The 14,261-nt window shown below is 53.0% G+C and carries 12 protein-coding genes and 1 pseudogene; 2 read left to right on the top strand and 11 right to left on the bottom strand.

What is annotated here, in order from left to right; all coding sequences use genetic code 11:
- Position 1 precedes the first annotated feature (1 nt).
- Positions 2-1,216, bottom strand: a complete 1,215-nt coding sequence (locus ACJHYR_RS16355) for a DUF3748 domain-containing protein (RefSeq protein ID WP_059327803.1) — start codon at positions 1,214-1,216, stop codon at positions 2-4.
- A gap of 100 nt (positions 1,217-1,316) precedes the next feature.
- Here ACJHYR_RS16355 and cbrA point away from each other — a divergent pair, with 100 nt between their 5' ends.
- Positions 1,317-2,381, top strand: coding sequence for a colicin M resistance lipid reductase CbrA (cbrA, locus tag ACJHYR_RS16350; protein ID WP_042027648.1), 1,065 nt, complete (start codon positions 1,317-1,319; stop codon positions 2,379-2,381).
- On the opposite strand, the gene ACJHYR_RS16345 is transcribed toward cbrA, so the two are convergent.
- The 5 genes from ACJHYR_RS16345 to dgoR all read right to left on the bottom strand — a co-directional run bounded on the left by ACJHYR_RS16345 (position 2,378) and on the right by dgoR (position 7,100).
- On the bottom strand, positions 2,378-3,715 hold the full coding sequence (locus ACJHYR_RS16345) for an MFS transporter (protein WP_000253455.1): 1,338 nt from the start codon (positions 3,713-3,715) through the stop codon (positions 2,378-2,380). The two genes, cbrA and ACJHYR_RS16345, sit on opposite strands and share 4 nt — an antisense overlap.
- A 74-nt stretch (positions 3,716-3,789) precedes the next feature.
- Complete coding sequence (gene dgoD, locus ACJHYR_RS16340; protein ID WP_000705001.1) at positions 3,790-4,938, bottom strand: galactonate dehydratase; 1,149 nt, start codon at positions 4,936-4,938, stop codon at positions 3,790-3,792.
- Positions 4,935-5,552 carry a 2-dehydro-3-deoxy-6-phosphogalactonate aldolase gene (gene dgoA / locus ACJHYR_RS16335; protein ID WP_001198727.1) on the bottom strand — a complete coding sequence of 206 codons (618 nt, stop codon included), beginning with the start codon at positions 5,550-5,552 and terminating at the stop codon, positions 4,935-4,937. Before dgoA ends, dgoD begins: the two co-directional genes overlap by 4 nt.
- Positions 5,536-6,414: a 2-dehydro-3-deoxygalactonokinase gene (gene dgoK, locus ACJHYR_RS16330; protein ID WP_000127048.1), complete on the bottom strand. Its 879-nt coding sequence runs from the start codon at positions 6,412-6,414 to the stop codon at positions 5,536-5,538. Before dgoK ends, dgoA begins: the two co-directional genes overlap by 17 nt.
- Positions 6,411-7,100, bottom strand: coding sequence for a D-galactonate utilization transcriptional regulator DgoR (dgoR, locus tag ACJHYR_RS16325; protein ID WP_072837524.1), 690 nt, complete (start codon positions 7,098-7,100; stop codon positions 6,411-6,413). Before dgoR ends, dgoK begins: the two co-directional genes overlap by 4 nt.
- A gap of 277 nt (positions 7,101-7,377) precedes the next feature.
- Between dgoR and ACJHYR_RS16320 the strand changes: the two genes are divergently transcribed.
- Positions 7,378-8,034: a hypothetical protein gene (locus ACJHYR_RS16320; protein ID WP_000772928.1), complete on the top strand. Its 657-nt coding sequence runs from the start codon at positions 7,378-7,380 to the stop codon at positions 8,032-8,034.
- A gap of 43 nt (positions 8,035-8,077) precedes the next feature.
- Here the strand turns inward: ACJHYR_RS16320 and yidA are convergent, their stop codons facing one another.
- The 5 genes and pseudogenes from yidA to dnaN all read right to left on the bottom strand — a co-directional run bounded on the left by yidA (position 8,078) and on the right by dnaN (position 14,259).
- On the bottom strand, positions 8,078-8,890 hold the full coding sequence (gene yidA, locus ACJHYR_RS16315; RefSeq protein ID WP_000985549.1) for a sugar-phosphatase: 813 nt from the start codon (positions 8,888-8,890) through the stop codon (positions 8,078-8,080).
- A gap of 114 nt (positions 8,891-9,004) precedes the next feature.
- A pseudogene (locus tag ACJHYR_RS16310) lies at positions 9,005-9,403 on the bottom strand (YidB family protein).
- Between the two features lie 239 nt (positions 9,404-9,642).
- Positions 9,643-12,057 carry a DNA topoisomerase (ATP-hydrolyzing) subunit B gene (gyrB, locus tag ACJHYR_RS16305; protein WP_000072065.1) on the bottom strand — a complete coding sequence of 805 codons (2,415 nt, stop codon included), beginning with the start codon at positions 12,055-12,057 and terminating at the stop codon, positions 9,643-9,645.
- Positions 12,058-12,085: 28 nt separating this feature from the next.
- Positions 12,086-13,159: a DNA replication/repair protein RecF gene (recF, locus tag ACJHYR_RS16300; RefSeq protein ID WP_000060112.1), complete on the bottom strand. Its 1,074-nt coding sequence runs from the start codon at positions 13,157-13,159 to the stop codon at positions 12,086-12,088.
- Entirely contained in the window at positions 13,159-14,259 is a 1,101-nt protein-coding gene (gene dnaN / locus ACJHYR_RS16295) for a DNA polymerase III subunit beta (RefSeq protein ID WP_000673464.1), read from the bottom strand. The genes recF and dnaN overlap by 1 nt, the downstream gene beginning before the upstream one ends.
- Between the last annotated feature and the right edge of the window lie 2 nt (positions 14,260-14,261).

Below are 14,261 nucleotides of genomic sequence, written 5' to 3'. Positions count from 1 at the left end.
TTTAGCGATCAGTTTCGGTGATCCACAGCTGGCCACCTTCCATCCACGCCAGCCACTGACCATCCGGCGAGAAGACCACGGCGTCCGCAGAAGGTGGATTGGCGTGGTTTTCGGTTAAATACTCAACCTCCCCGCTTTGCGCATGGGCACAAGCAATTCGATTATCCAGCACAAAGCCCAACCATTCTCCTGATGGATGCCAGTTAAATGCAGACTGAATATCCGTTTTGTTATGGGTTAACTGGTGCGGCTCGCCGCCTTGTGGCGAGATAAGCCACAGTTGCACAATGCCGTTATCATCACGCATTAAAAACGCGATTTGCGTACCCTGCGGATTACAGCGCACCCAGTGGCGCGGGACGTTAACTAACCCCGGATAAGCCCGATGGTGGGTAAAGGTTAAACGTCGCTGCACGACGCCGCGCGGTGGCGCGGGCAGGGTTGTTTCCGTTCCACTTAACGGCGCATCACCTGCCGCTTTCCAGCCAGCTTCATCTTGCGGTAACTCAACGATAAATAGCTCCGGCACTTTCTCGCCCTTTGGCGAAAGTGTGTCGCCAATAAACGCCAGCGCGTGATTTCCTACCCATCCTTCTTCATAAGCACGATTGATTTCATCGCTGCCAGGCTGCGGCGTGGGCGTGGTTTTACTCACCAGCACGCACCAGTGGCTACCGCTGTATTCACGCGGATGCTGCTTTTGTACGTTGACCGGGCCAAACGGTGCCGCAACACCGACGTTTCGCAAATCCAGCGCCGAATCGAGTTGATGCATTACATGGTCGTTATAGGTAAAGCTCACCCTTTCACCGTTCGGGCTAAAGACATGTACATGACTGCCGCCGCGCAGCGCTCCTGGAGTGTACGGTGCGGTAATATCCATTGCATCGAGATTGCTCACCTTGCCGCCTTCAGCAATCACTCCGCGTCGATGATGGAAATCGTAATACCATGTTTCATCAGGATTTTCCGGGCCGTGGATGAAAACATATTTCTCTGACTTCGGATGAACGGTCACCACGCCGACGTACGCGCCCTGTGACGCGCGATAGATAACCTCGACCTCTGCAGTATGGATATTCACACGCTCAATGGTCTCGCCGGTAAACGACGCGCCAGAAGGACGCACGTCAAATACCAGCCACTGGCTGTCGGGCGTCCAGGTATTGGTATTGGTGAGCAGGTGATTACGGGGAGCAAAGGTTATCTGTTTCATGGCGCGGTCCTGATACAAAACGGGTCCCGCCATCATACTTCACAAGGACTTCACTTTCAGACAATAGTCTTTCGCCATCGTGATGAATGTGAGTGAAAAGATGGAACATTTCGACGTGGCGATTATTGGCCTCGGCCCGGCAGGGTCGGCGTTGGCACGAAAGTTAGCAGGCAAAATGCAGGTGATCGCGCTGGATAAAAAGCACCAGTGTGGTACTGAAGGTTTCAGCAAACCCTGCGGCGGTCTGCTGGCACCGGACGCGCAGCGATCTTTTATTCGCGATGGACTGACGCTTCCTGTCGATGTGATCGCCAACCCGCAGATTTTCAGCGTCAAAACCGTCGACGTCGCCGCATCGCTCACGCGTAACTACCAGCGAAGCTATATCAATATTAATCGCCATGCTTTCGACTTGTGGATGAAATCGCTGATCCCCGCCAGCGTTGAGGTTTACCACGATAGCCTGTGCCGGAAAATCTGGCGTGAGGATGATAAATGGCATGTCATTTTTCGTGCAGACGGTTGGGAGCAGCATATTACCGCCCGCTATCTGGTCGGTGCCGATGGCGCAAACTCGATGGTGCGGCGACATCTCTACCCGGACCATCAAATTCGTAAATATGTCGCTATCCAGCAGTGGTTTGCAGAGAAACATCCTGTGCCGTTCTACTCCTGCATCTTTGATAATGCGATAACTGACTGTTATTCATGGAGTATCAGCAAAGACGGTTATTTTATCTTTGGCGGTGCCTATCCCATGAAAGACGGTCAGACGCGTTTCACGACGCTGAAAGAGAAAATGAACGCCTTTCAGTTCCAGTTTGGCAAAGCGGTGAAAAGCGAGAAATGTACCGTGCTGTTTCCCTCACGCTGGCAGGATTTTGTCTGCGGTAAGGACAACGCCTTTCTGATTGGTGAAGCGGCGGGATTTATCAGCGCCAGTTCGCTGGAGGGGATTAGCTATGCGCTGGATAGCGCAGAGATTCTGCGTTCGGTGTTACTGAAGCAGCCGGAGAAGAGCAACGCCGCCTACTGGCGCGCCACCCGCAAACTGCGTTTAAAACTCTTCGGCAAAATAGTAAAAAGCCGATGCCTGACCGCACCGGCTTTAAGAAAGTGGATTATGCGCAGTGGTGTGGCGCATATTCCACAGTTGAAAGATTAGCCAACGCGCTTCACATCGCCCACCAGCAGGATGTAAGAGAGCGCGCCAATCAACGCGACGGCGGAGATATAAACCAGTGCAGGCGCGAAACCGTAACCCTGCGCCAGGTAACCCACCACCAACGGAACGGTGATGCCGCCCAGACCACCGGCAAAGTTAAACACGCCGCCGGTTAAACCAATCAGGCGCATCGGTGCCAGAGAAGAAACCAGCGACCAGGTAATCGAAGCAAAACCGTTACCGAAGAATGCCAGCGCCATCAGGCACATAATCATCATCGGATCGTTAGTGTAGTTAGCGCCCATAATGCAGGTGGAGATCAGCAAGCCGCAGATAATCGGCGTTTTACGCGCAAAGCCCAGTGAAAAGCCCTTACGTACCAGCAGATCCGCGACCCAGCCAGAGAGCAGGACGCCGACAAACGCCGCGAGGAATGGCACCGTGGTCATAAAGCCTGCTTTCAGCGCCGTGATTCCTTTTTCCTGGGTTAAATAGTTCGGGAACCAGGTTAAGAAAAACCACAGTGTAGAAGCCACCGCAAATTGCCCAAGATAGACACCGATCAGTTTACGATGGAACACCAGTTTCCAGTCTTTGGCTGTTAACGGCTGACGTGCCTCTTTTTTCACCGGCGCATCACCATCCACCAGACCGCCGCCATCACGAATGTAATCCAGTTCAGCTTTGCTGATACCTTTGGTCAGGCGCGGCGGCTGATAAACCTTAAACCAAATCAGCGACCAGATAATGCCGATACCACCAGTGACAATGAACACCCAGTGCCAGCTCAACATCTCCTGAATCCAGATCAGCAGCGGAGTCAAAAACGCCAGACCGACAAACTGACCAGACGTATAAAAACCAACGGCGGAAGCGCGTTCATGTTCCGGGAACCAGCTGGTCACCATCCGGTTATTGGTCGGGAAAGCGGGCGCTTCGAAAATACCGGTTATCGCGCGCAGACCAATTAATGACATTAATCCCGTGGCAAAGCCCTGGAATAAAGTCGCCACTGACCAGCCAAATATCGCAATAAAATAAGTCACGCGTGAACCTACGCGATCTAAAAACCAACCGCCGGGGATCTGACATAGCGTATAAAGCCAGGCGAAGGCCGAAAATACATAGCCCATTTCCGCTTTAGTAATACCAAACTCTTCCTGAATATGGGCAGAAGCCACGGCCAGGTTAGCGCGGTCAACATAACAAATGACCACCGTAATAAAGATCATCACCAGCGTCAGATAACGCCGACGCCCCGGCTTTGCTGCATTAACGGGAATATCCATAGCGAGCTTTCTCCAGATTTTGGGCATAGCGAAGCCGCTCACCATGCCCTGTAATTTACAGAGGGTTATATTTTTGTATTGCTGTTTTAGTGCCCGATGAGGGGCTTACGTGGCAGGAATTACCACTCTGCTACGCTGTTATCTTCATGACGCCAGAGCGGATTACGCCAGTCCGGGGCATTTTTACTGAACTCAATAACTTTAGCTTCGTCGATTTCCACGCCTAAGCCCGGTTTCGTTAATGGTTTAAAGAAACCGCCGACCATGCTGAAGTCTTCTTTGTTTTTCACAAAGTCGAGTAACTCCGCGCCTTTGTTGTAATGAATGCCCATACTTTGTTCCTGAAGTACGGCGTTATAGGAAACAAAGTCGATATGCAGGCAAGCCGCCAGTGCAATCGGTCCGAGCGGACAGTGCGGCGCAAGGGTCACGTCATAGGCTTCTGCCATTCCGGCAATTTTGTAGCATTCGGTAATACCGCCCGCGTGGGAGAGATCCGGTTGCAGAATCGAAATACCGCCAGCTTCCAGCACGCGTTTAAAATCGAAGCGTGAGAACATGCGCTCACCCGCCGCCAGTGGAATATGCGTTTGTGCCGCCAGTTTCGGGTAGTATTCGGCTTGTTCCGCCAGCACCGGTTCTTCAATAAACAGTGGGCGATACGGCTCCAGTTCTTTAATCAGCACTTTCGCCATCGGCGCGCTGACGCGACCGTGGAAATCAAGACCAAACTCAATCTGATTGCCAAAAGCTTCACGAATTTGTGCCACGGTGTTGACTGCCGCATCTACCGCGCGGGAGTTATCAATTAGCCCCAGTTCTTCACAACCGTTCAGTTTGAAGGTATCGAAGCCGATTTCGCGCAGGGTTTTAATGCCGTCGATAACATCCGCCGGACGATCGCCGCCGACCCAACTGTAGGCTTTAATTTTGTCGCGAACCAGGCCGCCCATCAGTTGCCAGACCGGCGCATTCAGCACTTTGCCTTTGATATCCCATAACGCCTGGTCGATCCCGGCGATGGCGCTCATCAGGATTGGACCGCCACGATAAAATCCGGCGCGATACATCACTTGCCATAAGTCATTGATGCGCGATGGATCCTGACCAATCAAATAGTCACCCAGCTCGTGAACTGCCGCTTCCACCGTACGGGCGCGGCCTTCAATCACGGGCTCGCCCCAGCCGACCACGCCTTCATCGGTTTCAATTTTCAGGAACATCCAGCGGGGAGGTAAACGATACGTGGTAATTTTGGTGATTTTCATTGCACTGCCTCTCGATACGCCTTAACAAATGCTGCTGCCTGCTGCGCGGTGCGTTCTACGGACTGCCCGGCGCGATAGAGATCGCTGCCTAAGCCTGCCCCTGCACAACCTGCGTCTATCCACTGCGCCAGGTTTTCTGGCGTCACGCCGCCAACGGCAAAGACTGCGATGTCCGGTGGTAATACCGCTTTTAACGCTTTGATGTATTGCGGACCAAAAGCCGATGACGGGAATATTTTCAGCGCCTGCGCACCCGCGTCGAGCGCGGTAAAGGCTTCGGTCGCCGTCGCGCAGCCGGGGCAAACGGTCATGCCGTAGCCCACCGCACGGCGGATCACTTCACTATGGATATTGGGCGTAACGATGAGCTGGCAGCCCATCCTGGCGAGCACATCGACCTGTTCAGGTTTCAGTACCGTACCTGCGCCAATCAACGCCTTGTCGCCATACGCATCAACGATGGCGGGAATGCTCTGCTCCCATTGTGGGGAATTCAGCGGGATTTCAACCGCGTCGAACCCGGCGTCAATCACCGCGCCAACATGCGCCAGCGCCTCGTCGGGCGTAATGCCGCGCAAAATGGCGATCAGCGGGAGTTTAGTTTGCCACTGCATGAGCGATGCTCCTTATACCAGCCTGAAATGCCGTGTCGCCCGCCACCGTCGCCACGTCGCAACCCATCGCCTGAAAGGCTTGCTGGTAGCGCGCGGTCAGCGATGTTCCGGCGACAAGGGTGATGGCGTGTTGATGGGTCACATAGTCGCGCATACTGGCAACCTCTGCGCCAATCAACAAACCAGAGAGAAATTCACTGACCTGTTCGCGGGGAAGTGTTCCCAGCACATGCGAGGCGCGAACTTCAAAAAGCTGCGGCAATATGGCGGGAGCATTAAGGCCACGCTCAAGGCCAGCCGCGAAGGCATCGGCAGAGTTTTCCTGCGGCGGCAAACCTGCGCCAATCAATGAGTGATTTAACAGTAAATGATGTAATTCACCGGTCATCACGGTGCGAAAATCGTTGATTTGCTGGCTATCGGCCTGCACCCATTTGCAATGGGTTCCGGGCATAACATAAAGAGAGGAAGGAGCCAAAGTGCGCGCGCCGATCAATTGTGTTTCCTCGCCGCGCATCACATTATGGTTATCGTCATGAGAGACGCATAATCCGGGAATAATCCAGATATTGTCGCCAACAGACGTTAATTGTTCGCCAATAGACGAAAAACGGGCAGGAACGGATAAATACGGTGCAACTTTCCAGCCGACATTGCTGCCGACCATTCCTGCCATCACCACTGGCGTATTCTCTTCATGCCAGTCGGTCGTCACTTCTGCTAACACCGCAGCCGGAGATTTTCCGTTCAGGCGCGTGACGCCTGCTTCTGATTGCCTGCTGTCCAGGCAGTGGTCGCCCTGATAAAGCCAGGCGCGCAGATTGGTCGATCCCCAGTCAATTGCGATGTAGCGAGCTGTCATGTGATTTCCTTTAACCTTCGTGTCGAGCTGGCGATCATGGTAAGCGCCGCCTGCTCTGCCGCATCGCCGTCCTGATGCCGTATTGCATCGAACAGCGCCTTATGTTCCTGGAGCGTTTGCGGCATGTTGGCCTCATCGCCCATCCAGGTTCGTTCAAAAACCGCCCGCTGCAGCGAACTGATCGCAATGCTAAGTTGCTGTAACACCGGGTTATGCACCGACTGCAGCACCGCCTCGTGGTAGCGAATATCCGCTTCGTTAAACGCTTCGCGGTCCTGATTGTTGGCAATCATCTCGTTCAGCGCCGATTCAATCTGCGCCAGATCGCTGGAAGTCGCGCGTTCTGCCGCCCAACGGGCAATCGCCGGTTCCACCAGATTTCGCACTTCGCTCATGGCACTGATAAGCCGTGGGTCGTAGTCGTTTTCCAGCACCCATTGCAGTACGTCAGTGTCGAGGTAATTCCACTGGTTACGCGGTGCCACAAACGCGCCGCGATAACGTTTCATTTCAATCATCCGCTTCGCCATCAGCGAGCGGAACACCTCACGGATGATGTTGCGCGAGGTTGCAAACTCCTCACAGAGTTCCGCCTCAGCCGGAAGCGGCGAGCCTGGCACGTATTTGCCGTGAACGATCTGTTTGCCCAGCGTAATGACGATGCGATCGGTTTTATTGAGAGTCATGGAGAGTCCTTGTGCTCTGTATGTTCTTCTCTACTTTACCCCGATCGATGCATAACGCGGCAACTTTGTAGTACCAGCGTGATGACGTTCGCGTTTGCTGTGTGTGTAATGTAGTACAAACTTATATTGTTGTACTACAATTTAGATCACAAAAAGAACAATGCATAAAAAAATGACATGCGTCGGGCAGAAATCTGAAAAGGGATGTCAGGCGCTAAACAGGAGGGAAAGAAGAGTATGCTTTCAACGGCTTAGCTACTCGTTTAAAGGATTAATCATGAAGTTGAATTTTAAGGGATTTTTTAAGGCTGCCGGTTTGTGTTCTTTGGCATTTGCGTTGACCGGATGTATCACCTGGGGATTGGTTTCCAATACTGCAAGCCGTCCACATGCCGAGCAATGGCGGTCAGACACGATTAAGGGTTTATCGCTGGCTGAAGACAGTAACGGTACGAAAGGCTATGTTTTTGTTGGTGAATCGTTGGACTATCTGTTGACCACCGGCGGCGGTGAGGTGGTTAAAATGCTGAACGATCCGGCAATTCATGGTGAAAGAATCACCGTTTCTGATAACGCGAAATTTATTTTAAGCAGCAGTAATAAGAAATTCTCTGGTGCTATTACGCTCTATTACGACTGGAACAACGAAGAAGATAAGGCACTGGCAACACAATATGGTTTTATTTGTGATACCCGGCGTTGTACATGGATGCTGGACGGTTTGAAAGGCTCAATCCACCAGAAAAATAAAAAAGCGGATTACTCAAACGTGATGGTTTTCCATCAACCCTTTACGGTGGGATTTTATGAATACAAAGCAACAGATGGCGTCCCGCGCGGCCTCGTTAATGCGCTGCTGCCAGTCACTCTTACGCTGGATATAGTAACGTCACCACTCCAGTTCCTGATTTTATGCACGACCAGAAATTGTTAATCGCTGCGGGCAAACGCATTCATGCCGTTTGCCCGTTCACTGATTAATTCAGCACATACTTCTCAATAGCAAATGCCACGCCATCTTCAAGGTTGGATTTGGTGACAAAGTTCGCCACTTCTTTCACCGAAGGAATAGCATTATCCATTGCCACACCGACGCCTGCATATTCAATCATTGCAATGTCGTTTTCCTGATCGCCAATCGCCATGATTTCTTCCGGTTTAATACCTAACACGTCGGCCAGTGATTTCACACCCGTACCTTTGTTAACGCGTTTATCGAGGATTTCGAGGAAGTACGGCGCACTTTTCAGCACGGTGTATTTTTCTTTCACTTCCTGCGGAATACGCGCGATGGCCTGGTCGAGGATGGCAGGTTCATCAATCATCATCACTTTCAGGAACTGGGTATTGGGGTCCATTTTCTCCGCTTCGCAGAACACCAGCGGAATGGTGGCAACGAAAGATTCATGCACCGTGTAGTAGCTGATATCACGATTTGCGGTGTACAGCGTGGTGCGGTCCAGCGCGTGGAAATGAGAACCGACTTCGCGGGAGAGTTTTTCCAGGAAACGGTAGTCGTCATAGCTCAAAGCGGTTTGCGCCACAGTGCTACCATCGGCGGCCTTCTGTACCAGCGCGCCGTTATAAGTAATGCAGTAGTCGCCCGGCTGTTCCATGTGCAGCTCTTTCAGGTAATTATGAACACCTGCATAAGGGCGGCCCGTCGTCAGCACGACATTTACGCCACGGGCGCGAGCTGCGGCAATCGCATTTTTAACGGCGGGTGAAATGGTGTGATCGGGCAGCAGAAGGGTGCCATCCATATCGATAGCAATGAGTTTGATAGCCATGAGTTCCCCAGGTAGATTGGTTCCTGACCCATGCTAACGCGATTCCGCTCAAAAATCAGTACAACACCCTGGGGAAAAGGGGGATGCAACGCGCGTTGCGTGCTCCCCATTTGCTTAGCGGAAGAGTTTCCCTTTCAGCAGTTCCATGCCTGCGGAAAGCAGATCGTTATTGGCTTGTGGTGACACTTCACCTTGCGGTGAGAGTGCATCAATAATCTTCGGCAATTGTTCTGCCAGTAAACTGGAAGCCGTACTGGTATCCACGCCCAGTTTTTACCCGAGATCGGACACCGCATTTGTGCCGAGCGCCGATTCCAGTTGCTCGCCGCTAACCGATTGATTGCCCTGTTGATTACTCAGCCAGGTTGAGAGAATGGCACCTAAACCGCCACTTTGCAGTTTTTCCAGCAGCACCTGAATGCCGCCCTGCTCCTCAACCCAGCTCAAAATGGCCTGATATTTCCCCGCATCGCCTTTCAGAAAGGCACCGACAACTTCATCAAAAAGCCCCATGATAATCACCTGTAAAGCGTTACGTGTTGACTCAAAAAGTATAGATCTGCGGGATGATAATTGCGGATTGCAGAAATAAAAAGGGCGAAGATGATCTCCGCCCTTTTCTTATAGCTTCTTGCCGGATGCGGCGTTAACGTCTGATCAGGCCTACAAAATCATGCAAATTCAATATATTGCAGGAGTCTCGTAGGCCTGATAAGCGTAGCGCATCAGGCACGCTCGCATTGTTAACGTCATTAAATATCGATATTCGCCGCTTTCAGAGCGTTCTCTTCAATAAACGCACGGCGCGGTTCAACGGCGTCGCCCATCAGCGTGGTGAACAACTGGTCGGCAGCAATCGCATCTTTAACGGTAACGCGCAGCATACGACGGCTTTCCGGGTCCATGGTGGTTTCCCACAACTGTTCCGGGTTCATCTCGCCCAGACCTTTATAACGCTGGATGGAGAGGCCGCGACGGGACTCTTTCACCAGCCAGTCCAGCGCCTGCTCGAAGCTGGCTACCGGCTGACGACGTTCGCCACGTTCGATAAACGCATCGTCTTCCAGCAGACCACGCAGTTTCTCACCCAGCGTGCAGATACGACGATATTCGCCACCGGTGATAAACTCGTGATCCAGCGGATAGTCAGTATCCACACCGTGGGTACGCACGCGAACAATCGGCTCGAACAGGTTTTGTTCGGCATTGGTGTGGACATCAAACTTCCACTGGCTGCCGTGCTGTTCTTTGTCGTTCAGTTCGCTGACCAGCGCGTTCACCCAGCGGGTAACGGTCTGCTCATCAGAGAGGTCAGCTTCCGTCAACGTCGGCTGATAGATAAGCTCTTTCAGCATTGCTTTCGGATAACGACGCTCCATACGATTGATCATTTTCTGCGTCGCGTTGTACTCAGATACCAGTTTCTCTAACGCTTCGCCAGCCAATGCCGGTGCACTGGCGTTGGTGTGCAGCGTTGCGCCGTCCAGCGCGATAGAGATCTGGTACTGATCCATCGCTTCGTCGTCTTTAATGTACTGTTCCTGCTTGCCTTTCTTCACTTTGTACAGCGGCGGCTGAGCGATGTAGACGTGACCGCGTTCAACGATTTCCGGCATCTGACGATAGAAGAAGGTCAACAGCAGCGTACGAATGTGCGAGCCGTCGACGTCCGCATCGGTCATGATGATGATGCTGTGATAACGCAGTTTGTCCGGGTTGTACTCGTCACGACCGATACCACAACCAAGCGCGGTGATAAGCGTCGCCACTTCCTGGGAAGAGAGCATCTTATCGAAGCGCGCTTTCTCGACGTTGAGGATTTTACCCTTCAGCGGCAGAATCGCCTGGTTCTTGCGGTTACGCCCCTGCTTCGCAGAGCCGCCCGCGGAGTCCCCTTCCACCAGGTACAGTTCAGAGAGCGCCGGATCGCGTTCCTGGCAGTCTGCCAGTTTGCCCGGCAGGCCCGCTAAGTCGAGCGCACCTTTACGGCGGGTCATTTCACGCGCGCGACGCGCCGCTTCACGGGCACGGGCAGCATCGATAATTTTGCCAACCACGATTTTCGCGTCAGTTGGGTTTTCCAGCAGGTATTCCGCCAGCAGTTCGTTCATCTGCTGTTCAACCGCCGATTTCACCTCAGAAGAAACCAGTTTGTCTTTGGTCTGGGAGGAGAATTTCGGGTCCGGCACTTTCACGGAAACGACCGCAATCAGGCCTTCACGCGCATCGTCACCGGTGGCGCTGACTTTGGCTTTTTTGCTGTAGCCTTCTTTGTCCATGTAGGCGTTCAGGGTACGGGTCATCGCCGCACGGAAGCCTGCCAGGTGAGTACCGCCGTCACGCTGCGGAATGTTGTTGGTAAAGCAGTAGATGTTTTCCTGGAAGCCATCGTTCCACTGCAACGCCACTTCAACGCCAATACCATCTTTTTCGGTGGAGAAGTAGAAGATATTTGGGTGGATCGGCGTTTTGTTCTTGTTCAGATATTCAACGAACGCTTTGATGCCGCCTTCATAGTGGAAGTGGTCTTCTTTGCCGTCACGCTTGTCGCGCAGACGAATGGAAACGCCGGAGTTGAGGAACGACAACTCACGCAGACGTTTCGCCAGAATTTCATATTCGAACTCGGTCACATTGGTGAAGGTTTCGAGGCTAGGCCAGAAACGCACCATGGTGCCGGTTTTTTCAGTCTCGCCGGTAACCGCCAGCGGGGCCTGCGGTACACCGTGTTCGTAGATCTGACGGTGAATTTTACCCTCGCGCTGGATAACCAGCTCCAGTTTTTGCGACAGGGCGTTTACTACCGAAACACCAACGCCGTGCAGACCGCCGGACACTTTATAGGAGTTATCGTCAAATTTACCGCCTGCGTGCAGAACGGTCATGATCACTTCCGCCGCCGATACGCCCTCTTCCGGGTGAATACCGGTCGGAATGCCGCGCCCGTCGTCCTGTACAGAGACAGAGTTATCGGCGTGAATGGTGACGATAATTTCTTTACAGTGACCCGCGAGCGCTTCGTCGATAGCGTTATCTACCACCTCGAATACCATGTGGTGCAGACCGGTGCCGTCATCCGTGTCGCCGATATACATACCCGGGCGCTTACGCACCGCATCCAGCCCTTTCAGGACTTTGATACTGGAGGAGTCATAAGAATTCGACATCAACGTTTCTCGCTCATTTATACTTGGGTTAATCCGTTATTTTACCCTTTTCCACGGTAAACATCTTCGAATTTTCGTCCGACATGTCTATAACGTGTTCAGCACTGATCGCGCTGACAAAGACCTGTGATTGCGTCGCTTTTAAGCGACTGGCAAGCAGCCCGCGACGTTCATCATCAAGCTCAGAGGCAAAATCATCTATCAGGTAGAGACACCGCCGCCCGCTTTCCCGGGTGAGGAACTCTCCTTGCGCCAGACGTAAGGCGCACATCAACAGCTTAAGCTGCCCACGCGATAAGGTATCTTCCACCGGCGCACCGTCGGCGCGAATGCGTAAGTCCGCTTTGTGCGGGCCATGCGCGGTGTAGGTTAGCTGGCGATCGCGTTCAAAATTACGTTCCAGCACCTCAGCATATTCTGTCTCTTTCTCCCAGCCGCGCTGGAAAGAGAAAGTCAGAGAAAACTCAGGGAGAAATTGCTTACAGGTATCAGCCATATCGGCCGCGATACCGGCGCTATACTCCGCGCGCCAGGTACTGATTTGCTCCGCCAGCGGGATCAGTTCTTTATCCCACGGGCGTAGCTGTTCGTAACGTGTCACCTGGCGCAGCGCCGCATTGCGCTGCTTGAGCAATCGCTTGAGATTGCTCCAGGCGGTGAAAAATCCAGGTTCGTTGTGAAAGCATCCCCAGTCGAGGAATGCTCTTCTGTATTTGGGGCCGCCGTTGAGTAAAGTAAACCCTTCTGGCGTTATCAACTGCATTGGCATCAGGTGCGCCAGTTCCGCGACCTTATGCCCGTCTGTACCGTCGATGCGGACTTTGCTGTCGCCCTGTTTGTCTTTGGTTAAGCCAATCGCCGTCTCGCGCTCTTCGCCCTGTAATCGCCCGTGGAGAACAAACGCCTCCTGCTCGTGGCGAATGACGCGACCAATCTGCAAACTGCGAAACGCCCGACCATGGCCGAGCGTATAGATGGCTTCCAGCACGCTGGTTTTGCCACTGCCGTTGGCACCTACCAGAAAGTTAAAGCCGGGAGATAAAGCGAGATCCGCGGTTTCGATATTGCGGAAATCGCGGATCAACAAGCGGGTGAGGGACATTACAGTCTCATTGGCATGACAACATAGGCAGCCGACTGTGATGCGGCATCTTCAATCTGCACGCTGGAAACCGAATCGGTCAGCATCATGCGGACGTTTTCACATTTCAGCGCGTTCAGAACATCCAGCACATAGCTGACGTTGAAGCCGATTTCCATCTCCGCACCGCTATAGGTAACGTCGAGGATCTCTTCCGCTTCTTCCTGTTCCGGGTTGTTGGCGGTGATTTTCAGCTGGTTTTCGCTGACATACAGACGTACGCCGCGGAATTTCTCGTTAGAGAGAATTGCCGCGCGAGCAAACGCCTGCTTGAGTAAATCGCAGCCTGCTTCCAGATGCTTGTCTGGGTTTTTCGGCAGAACGCGACGGTAATCCGGGAAGCGACCATCCACCAGTTTCGAGGTGAAGATAAAGTCGCCAACGTGGGCGCGAATGTTGTTGCTGCCAATCTGCACGCGCAGCGGATTGTCGCCGCCGTCGAGCATACGCATCAGTTCAATCACGCCTTTACGCGGCACGATCACCGAATGGCTTGGCAAAGATTGACCAATTGGCATTGAACAGACTGCCAGACGGTGGCCGTCGGTCGCCACGGTGCGCAGTTCTTCACCTTCGGTTTCAAACAGCATACCGTTTAAGTAATAGCGAACGTCCTGATGCGCCATAGAAAACTGGGTCGCTTCAATCAGACGCTTCATCGTCGCCTGCGGCAGGGTAAATTCGACTTCGCTCTGCCAGTCATCGAGATTCGGGAAATCCGCCGCTGGCAGGGTAGACAGCGAAAAACGGCTACGCCCGGAGCGCACCAGCATCCGCTCACCTTCCAGCTGCACGGCAATTTCCGCGCCTTCAGGCAGACCACGGCAGATATCAAAGAATTTGCGCGCTGGAACGGTCGTCGCCCCTGGCTCGTGTGGCTGAACCAGCGCAACGCGTGCCACCATTTCCATCTCGAGATCAGTACCGGTCAGCGACAACGTACCGTCAGCAACCTGTAACAGCAGATTACCGAGAATCGGTAGCGTAGGACGACCACCTAACGGACCGCTCACCTGTTGTAGCGGTTTTAATAAATGCTCACGTTCTACGGTAAATTTCATAG

Origin of the sequence: Escherichia sp. WS1450 (genome assembly GCF_046487395.1) — a bacterium.
GTDB lineage: Bacteria > Pseudomonadota > Gammaproteobacteria > Enterobacterales > Enterobacteriaceae > Escherichia > Escherichia coli.
This window is presented reverse-complemented; position numbering and strand designations above follow the sequence as displayed.

What these genes read in the sequence shown, in the direction of transcription:
- ACJHYR_RS16345 (WP_000253455.1), bottom strand. Translation starts at nt 3,715, where the DNA reads ATGGTGAGCGGCTTCGCTATGCCCAAAATCTGGAGAAAGCTCGCTATG.
- yidA (WP_000985549.1), bottom strand. Translation starts at nt 8,890, where the DNA reads ATGGCTATCAAACTCATTGCTATCGATATGGATGGCACCCTTCTGCTG.
- cbrA (WP_042027648.1), top strand. Translation starts at nt 1,317, where the DNA reads ATGGAACATTTCGACGTGGCGATTATTGGCCTCGGCCCGGCAGGGTCG.
- dgoD (WP_000705001.1), bottom strand. Translation starts at nt 4,938, where the DNA reads ATGAAAATCACCAAAATTACCACGTATCGTTTACCTCCCCGCTGGATG.
- dgoR (WP_072837524.1), bottom strand. Translation starts at nt 7,100, where the DNA reads ATGACTCTCAATAAAACCGATCGCATCGTCATTACGCTGGGCAAACAG.
- recF (WP_000060112.1), bottom strand. Translation starts at nt 13,159, where the DNA reads ATGTCCCTCACCCGCTTGTTGATCCGCGATTTCCGCAATATCGAAACC.
- gyrB (WP_000072065.1), bottom strand. Translation starts at nt 12,057, where the DNA reads ATGTCGAATTCTTATGACTCCTCCAGTATCAAAGTCCTGAAAGGGCTG.
- ACJHYR_RS16355 (WP_059327803.1), bottom strand. Translation starts at nt 1,216, where the DNA reads ATGAAACAGATAACCTTTGCTCCCCGTAATCACCTGCTCACCAATACC.
- dnaN (WP_000673464.1), bottom strand. Translation starts at nt 14,259, where the DNA reads ATGAAATTTACCGTAGAACGTGAGCATTTATTAAAACCGCTACAACAG.
- ACJHYR_RS16320 (WP_000772928.1), top strand. Translation starts at nt 7,378, where the DNA reads ATGAAGTTGAATTTTAAGGGATTTTTTAAGGCTGCCGGTTTGTGTTCT.
- dgoA (WP_001198727.1), bottom strand. Translation starts at nt 5,552, where the DNA reads ATGCAGTGGCAAACTAAACTCCCGCTGATCGCCATTTTGCGCGGCATT.
- dgoK (WP_000127048.1), bottom strand. Translation starts at nt 6,414, where the DNA reads ATGACAGCTCGCTACATCGCAATTGACTGGGGATCGACCAATCTGCGC.